Origin of the sequence: Paractinoplanes ovalisporus (genome assembly GCF_016834655.1) — a bacterium.
Classification (GTDB): domain Bacteria; phylum Actinomycetota; class Actinomycetes; order Mycobacteriales; family Micromonosporaceae; genus Actinoplanes; species Actinoplanes ovalisporus.
In genome coordinates this window covers 47,630-64,825 of record NZ_JAENHP010000026.1, presented here as the reverse complement: position 1 = coordinate 64,825, position 17,196 = coordinate 47,630, and the positions used below count along the sequence as shown (strand labels likewise).

General features: G+C 70.7%; 18 protein-coding genes. 9 read left to right on the top strand and 9 right to left on the bottom strand.

What is annotated here, in order from left to right:
* Positions 1-143 precede the first annotated feature (143 nt).
* From JIG36_RS44065 to JIG36_RS44035, 7 genes are all read left to right on the top strand, one after another.
* Entirely contained in the window at positions 144-1,202 is a 1,059-nt protein-coding gene (locus JIG36_RS44065) for a S8 family peptidase (protein ID WP_307873155.1), read from the top strand.
* A 195-nt stretch (positions 1,203-1,397) separates the two neighbouring features.
* Positions 1,398-1,778: a hypothetical protein gene (locus tag JIG36_RS44060; protein WP_203382854.1), complete on the top strand. Its 381-nt coding sequence runs from the start codon at positions 1,398-1,400 to the stop codon at positions 1,776-1,778.
* Between the two features lie 870 nt (positions 1,779-2,648).
* Positions 2,649-3,302, top strand: coding sequence for an SIMPL domain-containing protein (locus tag JIG36_RS44055; protein WP_203382853.1), 654 nt, complete (start codon positions 2,649-2,651; stop codon positions 3,300-3,302).
* A gap of 50 nt (positions 3,303-3,352) precedes the next feature.
* Positions 3,353-4,708, top strand: coding sequence for a DUF4407 domain-containing protein (locus JIG36_RS44050; RefSeq protein ID WP_203382852.1), 1,356 nt, complete (start codon positions 3,353-3,355; stop codon positions 4,706-4,708).
* A gap of 173 nt (positions 4,709-4,881) precedes the next feature.
* Positions 4,882-5,406: a PadR family transcriptional regulator gene (locus tag JIG36_RS44045; protein WP_203382851.1), complete on the top strand. Its 525-nt coding sequence runs from the start codon at positions 4,882-4,884 to the stop codon at positions 5,404-5,406.
* A 29-nt stretch (positions 5,407-5,435) separates the two neighbouring features.
* The gene (locus JIG36_RS44040) at positions 5,436-6,113 is read left to right on the top strand and encodes an ABC transporter ATP-binding protein (RefSeq protein WP_203382850.1); all 678 of its coding nucleotides are present in this window, start codon (positions 5,436-5,438) and stop codon (positions 6,111-6,113) included.
* 142 nt (positions 6,114-6,255) lie between these two features.
* Positions 6,256-8,523, top strand: a complete 2,268-nt coding sequence (locus tag JIG36_RS44035; protein WP_236049464.1) for an ABC transporter permease — start codon at positions 6,256-6,258, stop codon at positions 8,521-8,523.
* A 3-nt stretch (positions 8,524-8,526) separates the two neighbouring features.
* On the opposite strand, the gene JIG36_RS44030 is transcribed toward JIG36_RS44035, so the two are convergent.
* A complete protein-coding gene (locus JIG36_RS44030; RefSeq protein ID WP_236049462.1) occupies positions 8,527-9,090 on the bottom strand; it encodes a hypothetical protein in 564 nt (187 codons plus the stop codon).
* Positions 9,091-9,503: 413 nt separating this feature from the next.
* Between JIG36_RS44030 and JIG36_RS44025 the strand changes: the two genes are divergently transcribed.
* Positions 9,504-10,055, top strand: a complete 552-nt coding sequence (locus JIG36_RS44025; protein WP_203382848.1) for a hypothetical protein — start codon at positions 9,504-9,506, stop codon at positions 10,053-10,055.
* Between the two features lie 259 nt (positions 10,056-10,314).
* Here JIG36_RS44025 and JIG36_RS44020 read toward each other — a convergent pair whose 3' ends face one another.
* From JIG36_RS44020 to JIG36_RS44010, 3 genes are all read right to left on the bottom strand, one after another.
* The gene (locus JIG36_RS44020) at positions 10,315-10,788 is read right to left on the bottom strand and encodes a hypothetical protein (RefSeq protein ID WP_203382847.1); all 474 of its coding nucleotides are present in this window, start codon (positions 10,786-10,788) and stop codon (positions 10,315-10,317) included.
* A gap of 76 nt (positions 10,789-10,864) precedes the next feature.
* Entirely contained in the window at positions 10,865-11,341 is a 477-nt protein-coding gene (locus JIG36_RS44015; protein WP_203382846.1) for a hypothetical protein, read from the bottom strand.
* A 510-nt stretch (positions 11,342-11,851) separates the two neighbouring features.
* A complete protein-coding gene (locus JIG36_RS44010; RefSeq protein ID WP_203382845.1) occupies positions 11,852-12,244 on the bottom strand; it encodes a RidA family protein in 393 nt (130 codons plus the stop codon).
* A 78-nt stretch (positions 12,245-12,322) separates the two neighbouring features.
* Between JIG36_RS44010 and JIG36_RS44005 the strand changes: the two genes are divergently transcribed.
* Positions 12,323-13,066, top strand: coding sequence for a class I SAM-dependent methyltransferase (locus JIG36_RS44005; RefSeq protein WP_203382844.1), 744 nt, complete (start codon positions 12,323-12,325; stop codon positions 13,064-13,066).
* A gap of 141 nt (positions 13,067-13,207) precedes the next feature.
* On the opposite strand, the gene JIG36_RS44000 is transcribed toward JIG36_RS44005, so the two are convergent.
* The 5 genes from JIG36_RS44000 to JIG36_RS43980 all read right to left on the bottom strand — a co-directional run bounded on the left by JIG36_RS44000 (position 13,208) and on the right by JIG36_RS43980 (position 16,657).
* Positions 13,208-13,918: a carbon-nitrogen hydrolase family protein gene (locus JIG36_RS44000; protein ID WP_203382843.1), complete on the bottom strand. Its 711-nt coding sequence runs from the start codon at positions 13,916-13,918 to the stop codon at positions 13,208-13,210.
* Between the two features lie 32 nt (positions 13,919-13,950).
* A complete protein-coding gene (locus JIG36_RS43995; RefSeq protein ID WP_203382842.1) occupies positions 13,951-14,682 on the bottom strand; it encodes a class I SAM-dependent methyltransferase in 732 nt (243 codons plus the stop codon).
* A gap of 204 nt (positions 14,683-14,886) precedes the next feature.
* On the bottom strand, positions 14,887-15,273 hold the full coding sequence (locus tag JIG36_RS43990; RefSeq protein ID WP_203382841.1) for an SRPBCC family protein: 387 nt from the start codon (positions 15,271-15,273) through the stop codon (positions 14,887-14,889).
* Positions 15,270-15,584, bottom strand: coding sequence for an ArsR/SmtB family transcription factor (locus JIG36_RS43985; RefSeq protein WP_203382840.1), 315 nt, complete (start codon positions 15,582-15,584; stop codon positions 15,270-15,272). Before JIG36_RS43985 ends, JIG36_RS43990 begins: the two co-directional genes overlap by 4 nt.
* Positions 15,585-15,670: 86 nt before the next feature.
* Positions 15,671-16,657, bottom strand: coding sequence for a DNA polymerase III subunit beta family protein (locus tag JIG36_RS43980; protein ID WP_203382839.1), 987 nt, complete (start codon positions 16,655-16,657; stop codon positions 15,671-15,673).
* Positions 16,658-17,196: the final 539 nt, after the last annotated feature.

The window sequence follows — 17,196 nt, the reverse complement described above, 5'->3', positions numbered from 1 at the left end:
CTGCGCGCGTTCTGTCGGTTCCTCTGCGCGCGCTGTCGGTTCATCTACCCGCCGGGCCGGTTCGTTCGTCCGCTGGGTCGGTTCGTCCGTCCGCCGGGTTGGTTCATCCCGTGCGGTCGTGGGCGGGGCGGATGGTGGCGGCGGTGTTCGCCTCGTTGATGGTGGTTCTGTTGACCGGCGTGCCGGCGCGGGCGGACAGCTGGCGGGATCGGCAGTGGTATTTCGGGCCCATGCGGCTGGAGGAGGCGCAGCGGCTCGGCAAAGGTGGCGCGGGAGTGACCGTCGCCGTGGTCGACACCGGTGTGGACACGCGGATCCGGGATCTTCAGGGAGCGACCGTGCCGGGGTGGATCGTCACCCGGGACGAGCCTTCCGACAATGTGGACACCGGCCCGCACGGCACCGGCATGGCGACCCTGATCGCCGGGCGTGGGCACGGTGACGGTGCCGGGCTGCTCGGCGTGGCTCCGCGCAGCAAGGTCATGCCGATCCGGCCGGTCAACGACGACCTGCTCGTCTCGAACGGCATCAAATGGGCCGCCGACCACGGCGCCAAGGTCGTCAACATGTCGTTCAACCTGGCCTCCGACCAGGTGCTCGCCGACGCGATCGCCGAGGCCTACGCCAACGACGTGGTGCTGGTCGGCTCGGCCGGCAACGGCGGCGGCAAGGTCACCAAGCCGGGCGCGTTCCCGCACGTGATCGCCGTCGGCTCGGTCGGCCGCGACAACCGGATCGCCTCGTTCTCCAACCGTGGCCCCGAGGTCGACCTGGTCACGTACGGGGTTGGGATCCCGGTCGCCCGGCCCGGCAACCGCTACGACGTCACGAACGGCACCAGCGTCTCGTCGGCCCTGGTGGCCGGGGCCGTCGCCCTGATCCGGGCGCGCTACCCCGACATGCGAGCCGACGAGGTCGTCGACCGGTTGATGTCCACCGCGGTCGACCGGGGCCCCGAGGGCCGCGACAACAGTTACGGCGTCGGCCAGATGGACCTGATGGCCGCCCTGACTGCCCCGCGCGCCGCACCGACAGAGAAGGCGACCGTGCCGCCGACCGAGACCGGCGCGCGAGCCCCCGCCGCGGGGTCCTCCACAGAGGATCACGGCCTGCCCCCGTGGCTGATCGTGGCCGTCGGCGCGCTCGTGCTGGTGGTCGGCGTCTCCGTCCTCATGCTCCTTCGGGCACGCCGAAGTTCCTGATCAGGCACAGTTCCGCGGCCCCCGGCGGTCCCCGTGGCTGCGCTACGCTCGGTAGTACCGGAGATCGGGGGAGCGCCGGTGACCACACATTCGCAGAATTTCCGCGGTCTCGACCGCACAGGCACGGCTTATGCGGTCGTCGACCCGGTGGGTCGTTGCGTAGACATAGGGCTACGACCCGGTTGGTGGCCGTCATTGGGCCCCGCGCGTGTCGCCGCGGCCCTGCTCGAGGCCTTGGAGGCCGCCCGCATGCAGGCCGCGCTGGCCCCGCTGGTGCAGCGCGGGGAGGGCCAGGCCACGGCCCGTTCACGCATCGCCGAGGCATACCGCTTGATCGACGAGGATCGACAACAGCCGTCCCTACGCGTCATCATCGGCCCGCGCGGCCTGTTCCACTTGCACACACGCGGCGGCCGCATCGCCGGCGCCGACATCGGCCCGGTCACGCCTTCCGACACCGACCACCTGAGCGCCGACGCGCGCGACGTGCTGGCCGAACTTTCCCGCCCGCCGTCCGCAGCCAGTTACGCCCCGGCCGGTGAGCTCCTGCCTTTGAGCGTCCGCGCCTTGGCTTAGCGCTTGGGCGTCAACGTCGTCTTGGCCGAGCAGCCCCCGCGCGTCGTGCGCCCTCAACGTCGTGGTCACGTCGGCCGTTCGGCGCTGTCCACTAGAGACGCCGGTTCGTGCTGAATCGCCCGTGACGCACCTCCGTAGTGGCGCTGCTGGTGTGTCGTCGTGGTTTTCGATTGGCGTGCCCGCAAACGAGGGCTCGTTCGCTGATTGCTGCTGAGGGCGCTGGCTGTGAGAGGCGTTGCTGCGTCGCGGTGTGCATTCGATTGCCGAGCGGGTCCTTCCTCAAAACGAAGGCTCGTTCGCGTGCGCACTTCGTGCCGGCGCTTCTGGTGTGTTCGTCGCGGTCGTGCAGTTGGCGTGTTCAAAAACGAGGGCTCGTTCGCGTTGGTATCGCGGTGGATCTGCTTGGGCGTCGCGGGGTGTATTCGATTGCCGAGCGGGTCCTTCCTCAAAACGAGGGCTCGTTCGCGTGCGCACTTCGTGCCGGCGCTTCTGGTGTGTTCGTCGCGGTCGTTCCTGGCGGCGAGGCGTGGGTGTCGGAGATGCGGCGGGGGGCGCGAGGCGGGCGTGGGTAGAAGGTGCGGCGCCGGGCGTGGCGGCGAATGTGTGGCGTCGGGGTGGGGTGTGGATGTGGCGATGGTTTGACGGCGAGTGTGCGGTGTCGGGGTGGGGTGTGGGTGTGGTTTAGCGGCGAGTGTGCGGCGTCGGGGTGTGGCAAGGAGTGGCGATGGTTTGGCGGCGGGCGTGCGGCGTCGGGGTGGCAAGGGCGAAACGGTGGTTCGGCGGCGACGTGGCGTCGGGTTCGGCCGAGGCGAGGCGAGGCAGGGGTGGGCGTCGGGGGCGGGAGTTGGGGTTGGCGGGTAGCGTCGGGGCATGGTGGAGCGACCCATGATCACGGTTCGGGGGGAAGCGGTTCGGGAGGTGGCTCCTGAGCTGGCTCTCGTTACCGTCACGTTGACTGCTCGCGATCGTGACCGTGAAGCTGTGGTCAGCCGGCTGGTGGAGCGCTCCGGTGAGCTGCACGCCCTGGTGGCCGAAGCGGGGGACGCCGTCGAGCGGCGTGAGACCGGGAGTGTGCGCGTTGTCCCGGAGCTCAAGCGGGGCAGTGAGCGCGTGGTGGCGTACACGGGAAGCATCTCCACGACGATCACCGTGATCGACTTCGAGCCTCTGGGGCAGCTGCTGTTGAAGGTGGCGGGGCTCGAGCATGCGAGCGTGTCGGGGCCGTGGTGGCAGATGCGGCCGGGCAGCCGGGCGGGGGCCGAGGTGCGGCGCGAGGCTATCGCCGATGCGCTGAGCCGGGCCCGGGAATACGCGGCGGCGGTGGGGGCCCAGGTCGACAAGCTGGTCGAGATCGCCGACGAAGGGCTGGGCGGTGGGCAGCCGATGATGCGGATGGCCGCGTTCGAGATGGCGGGAGCGGCCGACTCGGCGGCGGGCTTCGAGGTTGATCCGCAGCCGCAGACGGTGCAGGCCTCGGTGACCGTGCGGGTGACGATCACGGAGCCCGATCTCAGCGGGCAGTAAACCCGGCGTTTCGGGCACGCCGTACCGCAAGATCCGTAAGACTCGGCTGCATGCCGAAGGGCCGCAGAGACCGCAGGGACGTGCTGCTGCGGGTGGCGAACGTCAACCCGGCCAGCGTGACCACGCACACCGATCGGGTGCTCTACAGCGCGATCGGCGTCTTCGTCCTGCTCTATTTCGTGTACGCCACGATCGGTGGCGCCGCGTTCATCGACGCCGGGTCGAACTACGCACACCCGTGGTACCGCTGGCTGGTCGGTCCGCTGGTGGCGGCGGGCGTGGTCGCCTATGACCGGGCGGTGGTCGGGCGGGTCGCGATCAGCTACGACGACCTCGAGTCGACCGACCCGAAAACCTTTCTCAAGAAACCCACCATCGGCCTGTACGCCGGACGCCTCGGACTCGCGCTGCTGTTCGCTGTGCTGATCACCGAGCCGTTGATGCTCTCGCGCTACCAGGGGGAGATCGACGCGCGGCTCAACGAGGTGCACAACCAGCAGCTCAGCAAGATCGACCGGACGGGCGTGGTCGGCACCTGGACGACCCGGATCGCCCAGCTCAAGCAGGAGACGGCCGCGGACGATGCCGCCGTACGCAGCCTGACCGACTCGGCCGGGCAGAAGCGCCAGGATGCCCGCAGGCTCTATCAGCAGGCGGTCGACGACTCGGCCGGCAACGGGGTGACCCGGGCGGCCGGATGTCCCTCGGGCGGTTACTGCGATCAGCTCGTACGGCGGTCAAGGTCGCTCGACGACGAGGCCGCGTCGCTCGACGTGCAGGCCGGTCGCCTGCTCGACACCCAGCGTTCGGGACGTTCGGCCCGCGCCGACGAGCAGGCCGAACTGACCCGCCGGATCGCCGAGCAGCGTGAGGCCAACGACGTCGCGGTCAAGGCCGACGCCGGGTTCGGTGCGCGTACGGCGGCCATGTGGCACCTCGTGACCAGCGACTTCTGGGGCGTCGGGGTCTTCTATCTGGGGATCACGCTGCTGCTGGTGGCGCTCGACTGCGCCGCCGTGGGCCTCAAGTTCGCGTCCCGGGGCAACGCCTACGAACGGAACGAGGCCCGCAGCGCCCGCCGCCGCGAGCATGAGGCCACGCTGATCCACGAGCGCGAGATCCAGGACGCCCGCACCTATGGCGAGGCGATGGCCCGGGTGGTGGCCGACGGCATCGAGGCGGCCACCCACGACGTCGAAGTGGCCCGCGACTCGGCGGAAAGAGCCAGTGCGGTTCTGCGTACGTCGGTGGTCGTCCCGGACGAGGTCCGCGAGCTCACCGCACACAACGGCCGCCATCACCGCTCGCTGCGGGCCGAACTGCTGCACGGTTCCGAAAGCGTGGGCCGTCACCGCCGGGCCCTGCACGCGCTGCCGTCCGAGCCGGACCGAGCGCCGACGGAGTGAGGCACCGGCGGGCCCAGGCGTGTCGCCAGCAAAACCGGAGTGACGGCGCCGGCGGGCCCGGGCGTGTCGCCGTCAAAGCCGGAGTGAGGGCGCCGGCGGGCCCGAGCGGGTCGCCGTTCGAGCCGGAATGAGGCCGGGGCGCGGCTATACCTCCATGTGTATAGTGGCCCGCCATGACGATCGCCACGGCGTTCCTGGCGTTGCTCGAAGGGCAGCCCCAGCACGGTTACGACCTCAAGCGCGCCTATGACCAGCACTTCGCCGGCGACCGGCCGCTGCACTACGGGCAGGTCTACACGACGCTGGCCAAGCTGCTGCGCCACGGCCTGGTCACGGTCGACGGGGTCGGGGGCGATTCCGGGCCCGACCGCAAGCGCTACACGATCACCGACGCCGGGGTCACCGACGTGCAGCGCTGGCTCGACGAGCCGGAGAAGCCCGACCAGTACCTGCAGAGCGACCTCTACGCCAAGGTGATCGGCGCCCTGCTCACCGGCCGCTCGGCCGCCGCCGTGCTCGACGTGCAGCGCGAGGAACACCTGGTGGCGATGCGTGAGCTGACCCGGCGCAAACAGGCCGGCGACCTGGCCGACCGGATCATCTGCGACCACGCGCTGTTCCACCTCGACGCCGACCTGCGCTGGCTCGAGCACACCGCCACCCTGCTGGACGACCTGGCCGTGCAGGTGCGTCGATGACCGCGGGCGTGCGCGCCGAAGGCGGGTCGATGAGCACGCTTCTCGACGCCCAGGGGCTGCACAAGGCGTACGGGCCCACGACCGCCCTGGCCGGAGCCGACCTGCGCGTACGGGCGGGCGAGATCGTGTCCGTGATGGGCCCGTCCGGGTCGGGCAAGTCCACCCTGCTGCACTGCGCGGCCGGACTGACCCGCCCCGACGCCGGCCACGTCGGTTACGACGGCCAGGAGCTGTCGATGCTCGACGACGTCCGGCGCAGCGCCCTGCGCCGCCGCGAGTTCGGGTTCGTGTTCCAGTTCGGGCAGCTGGTTCCCGAGCTCACCGCGCTGCAGAACGTCGCCCTGCCGCTGCGTCTGGACGGCGTTTCCCGTCGTACGGCCGAACGCCGCGCCACCGGTCTGATGGACCGGCTCGGCCTGGCCGACAAGGCCCGCTCCCGCCCCGGGGAACTCTCGGGCGGGCAGCAGCAGCGTGTGGCCGTGGCCCGGGCCCTGGTCACCGGCCCGCGCGTGATCTTCGCCGACGAGCCGACCGGCGCCCTCGACTCGGTCGCGGGCGAGCAGGTGATGGAGATGCTGACCACCGCCGCGCGCGAGGCCGGGGCGGCGGTGGTGCTGGTCACCCATGACGCGCGGGTGGCGGCGTACGCGGACCGCGGCATCGTCGTGCGCGACGGCCGCAGTTCCGAGCGGATGGGCGTGCGATGAGGCGGCAGGCCGCGATGACACGGCCGGCGGCAGCGACTCGGCAGGCGGCGGTGACTCGGCAGGCGGCGATGACTCGGCAGGCGGCGATGAGGCGGCCGGCCGCGATGACACGGCAGGGCGTGATGGAACGGCGGAAACTGCGATGAGGCGGATCATGGCCGAGCTGGCCCTCGGCGTCCGGCTGGCGTTTCCGAGCGGCCGCCGCGGCTGGCTCCGGACGGCGATGGCCACGGCCGGGGTCGCCATCGGGGCCGCGGCGCTGCTGCTGGGCGCCTCGGTGCCGGTCATGCTGGACGCCCGGCAGGCCCGCATGGAGGCCCGCGCCGACAGCGTGGCCGGGGTTGAGGTGCCGCCCGGCGAGACGCTGATCGTCGCGGGCGTCGAATCGCAGTGGGGGAGCAACGCCGTACGGGGAAGGCTGATCTGGCCCGAATCGCCCGGTGCGCCGTTGCCGCCCGGGGTACCCGCGTTCCCCGGCGACCAGCAGATGTACGCCTCCCCGGCGTTGCGGGCGGCGCTGGCCGGGCCGGACGGCGAGACGTTGCGCCGACAGATGCCGTACGAGGTGATCGGCACGATCGCGCCGAGCGGGCTGTCGGGGCCGCACGAGTACGCGTACTACGCCGGTTACAAGCGCGCCGAGAGCCTGGTCGGCTCCGGTTCATGGCGGGTCGACCGGTTCGGCTACGTCCTCGAGGGCGAGCGCGGCCCCGGCACGTACGTGGTCGTGGCCGCGATGCTGGCCACCCTGCTGCTGCCTGTAGCGATCTTCATCGGGGCCGCGCTGCGCTTCGGGGCCGACACCCGCGACCGTCGCCTGGCCGCGATCCGCCTGGTCGGTGCGGACAGCCGGGCCGTGCTGCGGATCGCGCTCGGCGAGAGCCTGGTTCCGGCCGGGCTCGGGCTGGCCGCCGGCACACTGCTCTACCTGGTGGTCCGCGGCCGGGCGGCCGACCTGCGGCTCTTCGACGTCAGCGTCTTCCCGGCCGACATCCGTCCCGTGCCCGTCCTGGCTCTGCTGGTCGTCGCGGTCATTGTGGCCCTGTCGGCCGGCATGACCCTGCTCGGCTTCCGTGGTGTCGCCGTCGAGCCGCTGGGTGTGTTCCGCCGCTCGACGGTCTGGAACGGCCGGCTGTGGTGGCGGCTGCTGCCGCTCGCGGCGAGTCTGTGGCTGCTGCAGCCGGTGCTCGCCGGCGCCGCGAACCCCGACGAGGACCGGGCCGGGCTCGGCGTGGTCCTGCTGGTGATCGCCCTGATCCCGCTCGTGCCCTACCTGGTGCCGCTGGTCGCCCGGGTGCTTCCCGGCGGGTCGGCCTCCTGGCAGCTCGCGTCGCAGCAGCTGCGCCAGAACCCGGCCGCGTCGACCCGGGCCGTCACCGGCATCGTCGTCGCGGTCACCGGGGCCATCGCCCTGCACACGTTCTTCGGTGCCGCGAGCGTCCGCCGCGCGACCCCGGACAACCCCGCCGATCCCGCGTACGTCCTGCAGGCCCCCGGACGACAGACACCCGCCGCCATGCGCGAGCGCACCGCCACGTTCGAGCAGGTCGACGGGATCCGGGCCGGCACGGTGGCCAAATACATCCTGTACGGCGGCCGGGACGCCACCGGAACCGGCTACCTCGTCGTCGGCGACTGTGCCACCCTCCGGCAGATCGCGACGTTCGACCGGTGCGCCGACGGCGACGCGTTCGTCCAGGGCGACACCGGCCGGACGGTCACCACCCTCGACACCGGCCATATCGAACCCACACCCGGCACCAAGGTGGCGGTTCCGGCCGGGGCTCGTCCGGCCCGGTTCGTCGGCACCGACGCGCAGGGTGTCAACGTCGGTCTGCTGCTGACCCCGAGCATCGTGCCCGCGTCGCTGGCCCGCGCCGAACCGTGGTTCGTCGAGACGAGGATGTACGAAGGGGACGACGCTCCCGGCACGGCGGCCGGTCAGTTGCGCGGGCTGGCGGCCGAGATCGACCCGCTCGCGCAGTTCACCGCGATCGCCCCCGAGTACGACAAGTTCGCTTCCCTGCGGGTCGCGCTCAACCTGGGCTCGGCGGTGATCCTGCTGATGATGGGTGTGGGCCTGCTGCTCGACGTGGCGTCCCGCCTGCACGACCGGCGCCGGCTGCTCGGTGTGCTGGCCGCGGTCGGCGCGCGACGCTCCACAGTGATCTGGTCGGTGCTGTTGCAGGCCCTCGTTCCCGTGCTGGCCGGGCTGGCCCTGGCCATCGGCGTCGGCGTCGGACTGGGCGCCGTGCTCATGCGCATGTCCCAGGTGCCGGTTCTCTTCAGCGCCTCGGCCGTCCTCGCGCCGGTGGCCGTCGGTTCCGCCCTCGTCCTCGCGACCACGGTCGGCGTGCTGCTTCCGGCGGCCCGTCGCGTCACCACCACCGAGGAGCTCAGATACGAGTGAGGGTCAACTTCCCTCTTCCCGTACGCCGGAGACCCGCACCGGAACCGTGAACGTCGCGCCGTCGCAGGCCGGGTTCGTGCCCTTGCGCATGGACAGGCCCCCGGGCACGTTGAAGGCGCCGATCGCGTTGCGGCTCACCTCCCACGTCACGTCGAAGCGGGCCCGGGACAGCTCGACGCCCGTGGTCGTGCAGCCGGCCTTGGCGTGTTCCGGGTCGGCGGTGACCGTCCCGCCGCTGGTCACCGACGTGATCTTGATCGGGAAGCCGTTGTCGTTGGTGACCGTCACGATCAGGTCGCCGGTCGTACCCGGCTTCAACGACTTGTTGAGGTCCGACCGCGCGCGCAGCGCCAGCTCGACCGGGGCGCCGTCGGTCGAGGCCACTTCGGACCCGGTGATCTGCCAGTAGGCCCAGGCCGCGCCGGCGTTGACCACCACCGCGGCGATGGCGGCGATGCCGAGGATCATCCGGGTCCGCCGGTCGAGGCGCCGCTTGCGGCCCGTGTCGGGCCGCCGCACCTCCCACGTCGGTTCCTCGTGCTCGGCCGGGTCGAGTTCGATGTGCATGTCGGGCATCCTGTTGCCGTGGGGGTCGCGGCTGGGCAGGCCGCCGCCCTCCCGAAGCCGGGTGAGAACCTCGCGCCTCATCATGACCGTGCCCCCGCCGAATTCGGGGCAGGCCGTCGGGTGGGGATGTGCATGCGGGGCCCTTCCTCCTCAGCGACAGGTGCGAGACTCGTGTGTAACAACGGTCGCTGACGACCCCGGGTCATGTGATCGGCATTCCGTCCGCGGTTCTGCGCGCATAAATCGCACACTTGCGACTGTCCGGCTTAATCCCAAAGAGGGAAGAGCGGCGCTCACTGGCGTCACCGCTTTTGACCAGCGGTTTCCCGAGGCAAGCCGATTGCTGAGTGCAAGCAGCGCGGGGCGCCCGTGATCCGTAGTCGCTTTCACGATCGGGCACAGAACTCGGGGCGTTGCTCAGAAACCCCGGAATCACCCGATGGAAGAGTCTTTTGTTGCTATTACCGGACCCGTTCCGGATCCGGATACTGATCGAGCCCGCGGCGTGGGACCCCGCCGCGGGCTCGATCATTTCCCCACCTATGAGGAATGCCTACGGAGCCGAATCGCTGGCGGACGGTTCGGGTGCGCTCGTCGAAGGCTTCTGCTCCGCGGGTGAGGTCGCGGGCGGAGGTTCGATGACGTTCTCGGTGGGCGGAGTCGTGGGTTCGTTCTTCGGTTCGGCCGGTTCGGTGGTGGATGGGCCGGCCGGCTTGGTCGAGGACGCACTGGTCGGAGCGAGATCGGGAGCGGCAGTCACAGGGGCCGCCGCCGGGGCATTCTCGGGAACCGTCACCGCGGCCAGCGTCGCGGCGACGGCGGTGATCAGTAGTGGCTCGGACACAGGGCTGTCGGGGCCGGTCCAAGTGGACGCCGTCGCCCGGACGACATATGACACCGAGCCGGCCGGTGGCGCCTTGTCGACACAGGTCCGGGTGGCGGCCGGAAGGGTGCAAACGACCTGACGGCCACTGTGGTGCACCCGCACCACGACGTACCCGGTGACAGGTCGGCTGGGTGTGATGTCCGGTTGAGTCCATACAACCTTGGGCCGACCGCCCGACATTTCCGACTTGGGCTTCGCGACGGTGGGCACTTGGCCGGTCTCGCCATTGGCCGCGGCGGTCGCGTTGGTCTCCCAGTTTGCCCAGGCCGAAAGGCCGCTGCCAGCCGCGATGACCCCGGCGGCGGCAACGACAACCGCCGTCGTGACCCGGCTGCGCCTCATCGGGACACCTTCGTCGCGCGGCCGGCGATTCGGATGGTGAAGGTTGTGCGCTGGCATGCGTCGGCGACGGTGTTGGGCATGCGAAGCGGGATCCGGCCGACCTTCGTGCGGCTACCGGCCTGGAGCGTCAGTGGCAGCTTCCCGTCGAACTGGCCGACGATCAGATTGCTCGACGTTGGCCGGCATCCACGGCGTGAGGCGTCGACCAGCCTGCCTTCAATCGAGGTGACTCGCAGGGCGAAGGGGTAGGGATTCACGAAGGTCAGCTCGATCGGCTTCCTCGCTCCGGGGTAAAGGCCACGAACCGAAGTGGCCTTGATGTCGAAGTCGTAGCTCCCGGAAGAGCCGCCGTGCCAACCGCTCAGCGCAATGTCTCGTTCCGTCGGGCCCGAGCCGGGGCCGATTCCGGCGAGCAGTGCACTGCTCAGGATGGCAGCGGCCGCGCCCGCCCAGCTGTACCAGCGTTTCATCGTCCGCTCTTTCGTCCCGCCTTGAACCGTGGTGGGCGGTGGGAGAGGCGAGGCCGCCCCTCCCACCCGGAAGCGATCAGACGTCGGTGCTCTCGGCGTCGACCTTGAAGTTGATCTGCAGCGGGGCGTCCTGGCACGCGTTGTTCGGGTCCGCGATGAGAGAGACCACGTCCGTCAGCGTGACGGCCTGGGTGTCGCCGGCGGTGGTCACCGGGGCCAGGTTGATCGGCGTGATCGCCGGCTTCGTGAAGGCGAAGTTGCCGTTGCCGCAACCCGACTTGCTGGTGGTGATACTGGTGATCTCGACCTTCTTGACCTTCACCAGGAAGTTGTTCGGGTTCCGCAGGGTGACCACCAGGTTGGCCTTGTTGTTCGGCACCAGCACCTGCGAGACCTGACTTCCCGTCACCTCGACCGGAGCGGAGGAGCCGGTCGATGCCGTCGCCGAACCAGTCGCGTTGGCGGACCAGGCAGCGTAGGCGGCCGCGCCTCCGCCCACCGCCACGACGGCGGCGGCAACGACGGCGACGGAACGCTTGGTGAACTTACGCATTGGATGTTCCTCCAGGAACGGGCGACTAATCGCGGGTAATGCTCGGAATGTGTGTGGCCGGGGCTCGGTGGCGTTCCGGCGCTGCGACAAAGATGGCTTAATGGGTCCGGGCTGGCGATAGTGCTTCCGCCTGTCCTATCCCGAACGTGAAGTCAGTCGATTGCCGACGTCCGGTTTAACCCGGGAGGCTGACGGATGCGTGAGGCATCGAGCGTGCGGCCGCGCTCCGCGATCACCGGGCCGCGCTCGTCCGGCGGGCATGCTGGGGAAACGCGGGGCTATCAAATGGATGCGGCTTGTTCAAGGCGCAAAATGATCCACTGTGGGCCGTAACCCTCGGATCGGGCCTTCAACGTGAGGGAATGCGAGCTTCTGTCGCGATGCTTGCCGTCTGGCAAGTGCATCTATCCACTAATGGGTTAGGCGATTTTCGGAAGCGCTCACCTGAAAGATGCTTACCGCTGACGGTTCTGTCGGCGGGGCGCGACCGGCCGATCGGGCGGAACGGACTTATCGGGTGGGTAGGACCGCGAGCGCTTCGACCTCGACCCGGAAGCCGGGGTGGACCAGGGCCGCGACCTGCACCAGCGAGCTCGCGGGCGGGCGCTCCAGGTCGATGAACTCGTCGCGGGCGGCGCGGAACGCGGGCAGGTCGGCGACGTTGGTCAGGAAGATCGTCAGCTTGACCACATCGGACATCGAGGCGCCGGCCGCGGCCAGGGCGGTCTCGATGTTGCGGAACACCTGGCGGGTCTGTTCCAACGTGTCGTCCCCGCCGACCAGGCGACCGTCGGCGTCCAGCGGGACCTGCCCGGAGACCACCACGGTCGGTCCGGTGAACGAGACGGCATGGCTGTAGCCGTTGGGGGGCGGTGGGCCGGCCGGGCGTACGTGGTGCTGCACGGTACGAGCCTAGCTGGCCGGCGTCGTGCGGCAGCCGTCGTCGAGGGCGCTGATCCGATCGCGCATAACCTCGGACGCATGGTCAATGTCTTCGGCGAGGTCGCGGCGCTCTACGACGATGTGCGGCCGGGCTACCCGGACGCCGTACGGGAAATGATCGTGGACTATGGCGGCGCGCCGGCGACGATTCTCGAGCTGGGCGCGGGCACCGGCAAGGGCACCGAACTGTTGCTCGGGCTGAACGCGCCGCTCACCGCGCTGGAACCCGACCCGCGGATGGCCGCCGTGTTGCGCGCCAAGTTTCCGACGGTCGAGGTGGTCGAGGCTGCTTTTGAGGAGTGGCTCCCGCCGTACGGGAAACCGGGGTTGATCGCCTGCGCCATGGCCTGGCACTGGATGGACGCGGCGACGCGCAACCGGAGGGCCTGCGACGCGCTCGGCGGAGGTGGCGTGCTGGCGGTCTTCCAGCACAAATACGGCTACGCCGACCGCGTGCAGGAGAAGGCGATCAGCGACGTGCTGACGCGTGTCGACCCGACCGTGGCCGTCCGGGGTGATCACTGGGTGCGCGACGACGTGCTCGGCTCGGGGGTGTGGCGTGACGTCGAGGAGCGGCGTGTCCTCACATATCCGGTCTTTTCGAAAGAGCGCTACCTGCAGTTGACGCGGACGTTCTCGCCGTTCCTGCGCCACACGCCCGACGACCAGCGCCGCGCCCTGGAAGGGTTGGACGCGGCGATCGACGGGTTCGGCGGTTCGGTGACGCTCGAGTTGCGGACGAGCCTGGTGCTGGCGCGCAAAGGCCGACCCGGCGACCGCTAGACGCTGGCCGGTCGCTCGGGGGTCGTTAAGCGCGGGTCAGTCGCTCGGCGGTCGTCAAGCGCGGGCCGGTCGCTTGGCGGTCGTTAGACGCTGGCCGGTCGCTCGGCGGTCGTCAAGCGCGGGCCGGTCGCTCGGCGGTCGTCAGACGCGGGCCAGTCGCTCGGCGAAGAGGGTGGCGCGCGCGATCTCGCCCACGGCGCTGCCGGCGCGGGCGGCGACGGTGCCGTCGGGAGCCCAGATGCCGGAGCGGCCGGCCGTCTCGGTGTAGTCGGGGCCGGTCGCGCCCGCGCACGAGGCGATTGCGGTCCATACCCCGTACGTGGTGCTGATCTTCCGCGCCCGCTCGGCCACCACTGCCTCGTCGGCCGGGCGGTCGACCACCCCGGCCACGTACGCGTCGATGCCCAGCGCCGCCGTGGCCGCCCAGTGCTCCTCGACGCCGGTGTCGCGGCAGATCGCCAGGCCGAGACGCCACCCGTCGACCTCGATCACCTCGGGGCCGGGGCCCGGCTGAAAGCGCGCCTCGGACGCGCCGTGCGGGTGGACCTTGCGGTAGACGACCCGGGCGCCGTCGCCGTCGACGAGCAGGGTCGCGATGTGCGGGCCCGCGATCGCCGCGCCGGCCAGCGCGATCGTGTCGGTGGCGGCGCACGAGTCGATCAGCGGCTGGAGCCTCGGGTCGTCGGGCGCGATCAGCGGCGCGTCGACGTCGTAGCCGGTGAGGGAGAGCTCGGGAAAGACGACCAGCCGGGCGCCGGCGGCCCGCACGGTGGCGGCGTGCCGGGTCGCGTTCGCGGCGATGTCGAGCGGGTGGACGGGCGGTTGGGCGACGGCGATGACCAACGAGCGCATGACCGATCTTCTTTCCGAGGGGGTGGGGGTTGTTACGGACGGACGGCTTCGACCAGGAACCGATGGGCGGTCACGGTGAAGTCGCCGTGCAGGCGGATGAAGGTGTCGAGGCGCTCCAGTGCGTCCTGGTACAGCCTCGGGGAGAAATCGCGGATCTGCCAGGGCAGGTCGCGAAGTTGGCGCACGATCGCACCGACATCGGCGAAGGCGACCCGCGGGCGCTCCTCGCGGACGTCGGTGACCTCGAGGCCGGCGTCGGTCAGCGCCGCGATCGCGACGTCGGCGTTCCAGGGCTGGCGGTGGGCCGGTGGCGCCCCCAGCGCCACGTTGAGCCCGGCCAGGTCGTCGCTGCCCACCTGCTGGCTGAGCAGGGTGCCGCCGCGGCGCAGCAGCCGCGAGATGTCGGCGGCGGGAAGGCGCCCGTGGCGGCTGAGGACGACATCGAACTCGTCCTCGCCGCCGGGCAGTTCGGTGAGCACCTGCACCCCGAACGGGTAGAGCCGGTCGCGGGCCACCGGGGTGTTGCGGGCCCAGCTCTCGACCGCGATCGTGTGCGGCGGGAGGGGCGCGAGCTCGGCCAGCAGCTCGCCGTTGCCGGTGTCGAGGTCGAGCAGAGAGCCCGCGCGGCGGACCAGGGTGCGGGCGATCGCCGGGTATGACCAGGTGGGCTCGGAGCCCACGTCACGCCCGTCCAGCCAGGCGAACTCCCAGCCGGTGGCGCGCTCGCCGGCGGCGGAGTCCTCGTACTGCTGCCCGATGCGCACCCGACGACGGTAGCCATTTCTCCTGTGCGCCGAGCACCCGATGTGACGTGGCTCAAGTGCTCCCGCGTGACGCGGACGTAAATTGTTACGCCGCCGCGACTTCGTTACTCGGGCGCGACCTTCTTGTCCGGCCGTTCTCGAGCGGTGTTTCGAGCGGCTGTTAAGCGGCCTTTTTTGAGCCTCACGCGGCCATGGCGTTGATCGTCACCCGGCCAGGACGGTGTCGATCCGGCGCAGCAGGCCCGGCCAGCCGCGGCCCATGCCCTCGATCGCCGGTGCGCCGGGCGGGAAGCCGTCGTGCACGAGGAACAGCCGGGTGCCCTGGCCCTCGGGTTCGAGCCGCCAGGTGATCGTGGTGTCGAGCACGCCCTCGGCGAAGGTGTAGCGCAGCAGCTTCTCGGGCTCGACCTCGAGCACCTCGCACTGCTGCTCGCCCCACTGGGCGCCCATGTCGAGCGTGAAGCGGTGGCCGACGACCGGTTTGATGTCGCCGGCCACCCACCACTTGGCGTGCAGCTCCGGCTCGGTGAGCACCCGCCACACGGCCGCGGGCGGCTTGGCGATGAACTGGTCGCACTCGATGCTGTTCACAGGTCTTCTCCTTCGGCCAGGTCGCGCAGCGCCCGCAGGCGGTCGCGCCAGTAGCGCTCGAACGGATGCAGCCAGTCGTTCACCTCGGCCAGCGGTTCGGCGGCCAGGTGGTAATAGCGGTGGCGGCCGCGCGGTTCCTCGGTGACGAGCCGCGCGTTGCGCAGCACGGCGAGGTGTTCCGAGACGGCCGGGCGGCTCAGTTCGAACCGCCCGGCCAGCTCACCCGCGGGCAGCGGGCCGTCGCGCAACGCTTCGAGCAACTGGCGGCGCACCGGATTGGCCAGTGCGCCGAACACATCCACGTCCGGCATGCGCCTCATAATGCGTCGGAAATCTCCGACACGTCAAGCCCGGTGTTTTGGAATCGGCAACTCATTTGCGCGCCGGCATCGGGACCTCAGTTACGCACCGGCATCAGGATCGAGTAGCGGGAGTCGTCGCCCGGCACGCGCACGGCCAGCGGCTTGATCGGCCCGTCCAGTTCCAGCACCAGCTGCCCGGCGTTACCGGCGTCGAGTGCCTGCAGCAGGAACTCCCGGTTCACCACGATGTCGGTGTCGTCCAAGGTCAACGTCACGGCCTCGTACGTCCTCCCTTCGTGTTCCCGGGTCGCGACCGGGGAGGCCGCCACCGTTTCCCGCAGGGCCTCGGTGTCGACCGTGACCCGGCGGCTCGGCCCGGCGAGACCGTCGAGCAGGCGGCGGTGGTCCGGGTAGTCGAGATCCAGGGGCTTGACCTCGAGCGAGGCGGGCTCCGCCCGTACGGAATCAGGCGCCAGGTCGAGCACCGCGCGACCGCCGGTGAGCCTCGGGCGCAACTCGTCGACGAACGCGAGCGGCAGGACCGAGCGGATCGGCGGCCCTTCGACCTCGGCCGCCGCCGTCGCCACGGCCATCCGGAAGCGGTCGGTCGCCACCAGCGTCAGCACGCCGTCGGTCACATCGGCCAGCACACACTGCAGCATCGGCAACGCGGGATCGGCCCCCGCAGCGAACCGAACGGCATCGAGCGCGGCGGCCAACGCCGAGGCGGGCAGACTGATCCGGGTCATGAGGTTCTCCTCCAGGTCGAGCAGGGCATGGATGCGGAGAAGCTCACGCTTGGCGTCGGCCAGCCCGTCTTCGAGCCGTCGCCGGTGCTCATCGAGCCGCAGGCGGACGGCCGGGTTCCCTTCCCGTACGGCCTCAGCGATCTCCGCCACCGGCATCCCCACCCGCCGCAGCCCCGCGATGAGCCGGGCCGCCCTGAGCTGGGAGTAGTCGTACCGCCGATACCCGTTGACCGCGTCGACCTCGGCCGGCACCAGAACGCCCGCCGAGTCATAGAACCGGAGCGCGCTGACGCTGAGCCCACTGGCCCGAGCCACTTCGCCGATGCTGAGCATGTCTCCTCGCACCTCCCGGACCATGCCGCCTCAACCAGCTGGAGGGTCAAGCCGGCCCGCTGTCCAGGCCGTTTCCCGCCCGGGCCGTCCCCGCGGGGGCTCGCTGCAGTCGCTGGTTCCCCGCCGCCTTCGCTCCGGCCGCTGGTTCCCCGCCGGGCTTGACCCGACCGCCGGTTCCCCCGCCGCCCTCACTCCAGCTGTTCGTTCCCGCCCTTTGCTCCGGGCGCCGGCAAGATCCTTCGTGTGGTTCGGCCATCCCTAACCCCCACCACCAGGGGAGAGCAGTGGGGTGGACCCTACGCGCTGTCAAGCTGAGCCGGCGAAGTTGTCCACAGGCGGACGTGGTCGCTTGTCGGCCTTTTCCCCAGGCGCCGCCGCTGATGGTGGTTGCGTGCCGCCTCGGAGCGGCTTCCACGGACGGGCAGCAGGGCGTGAACGAGCGGGAGAGCGTGGTGAGCGGTTGGGCGTGAGCGGGGGCTGCTGGGCGTGGGCGGGCGGCAGGGCGCGGCGAGCGGCGTGGACGGGCAGCAGAGCGCGGC

What these genes read in the sequence shown, in the direction of transcription:
- JIG36_RS44055 (WP_203382853.1), top strand. Translation starts at nt 2,649, where the DNA reads ATGGTGGAGCGACCCATGATCACGGTTCGGGGGGAAGCGGTTCGGGAG.
- JIG36_RS44050 (WP_203382852.1), top strand. Translation starts at nt 3,353, where the DNA reads ATGCCGAAGGGCCGCAGAGACCGCAGGGACGTGCTGCTGCGGGTGGCG.
- JIG36_RS44045 (WP_203382851.1), top strand. Translation starts at nt 4,882, where the DNA reads ATGACGATCGCCACGGCGTTCCTGGCGTTGCTCGAAGGGCAGCCCCAG.
- JIG36_RS44040 (WP_203382850.1), top strand. Translation starts at nt 5,436, where the DNA reads ATGAGCACGCTTCTCGACGCCCAGGGGCTGCACAAGGCGTACGGGCCC.
- JIG36_RS44035 (WP_236049464.1), top strand. Translation starts at nt 6,256, where the DNA reads ATGAGGCGGATCATGGCCGAGCTGGCCCTCGGCGTCCGGCTGGCGTTT.
- JIG36_RS44030 (WP_236049462.1), bottom strand. Translation starts at nt 9,090, where the DNA reads ATGCACATCGAACTCGACCCGGCCGAGCACGAGGAACCGACGTGGGAG.
- JIG36_RS44020 (WP_203382847.1), bottom strand. Translation starts at nt 10,788, where the DNA reads ATGAAACGCTGGTACAGCTGGGCGGGCGCGGCCGCTGCCATCCTGAGC.
- JIG36_RS44015 (WP_203382846.1), bottom strand. Translation starts at nt 11,341, where the DNA reads ATGCGTAAGTTCACCAAGCGTTCCGTCGCCGTCGTTGCCGCCGCCGTC.
- JIG36_RS44005 (WP_203382844.1), top strand. Translation starts at nt 12,323, where the DNA reads ATGGTCAATGTCTTCGGCGAGGTCGCGGCGCTCTACGACGATGTGCGG.
- JIG36_RS44000 (WP_203382843.1), bottom strand. Translation starts at nt 13,918, where the DNA reads ATGCGCTCGTTGGTCATCGCCGTCGCCCAACCGCCCGTCCACCCGCTC.
- JIG36_RS43985 (WP_203382840.1), bottom strand. Translation starts at nt 15,584, where the DNA reads ATGCCGGACGTGGATGTGTTCGGCGCACTGGCCAATCCGGTGCGCCGC.
- JIG36_RS43980 (WP_203382839.1), bottom strand. Translation starts at nt 16,657, where the DNA reads ATGCTCAGCATCGGCGAAGTGGCTCGGGCCAGTGGGCTCAGCGTCAGC.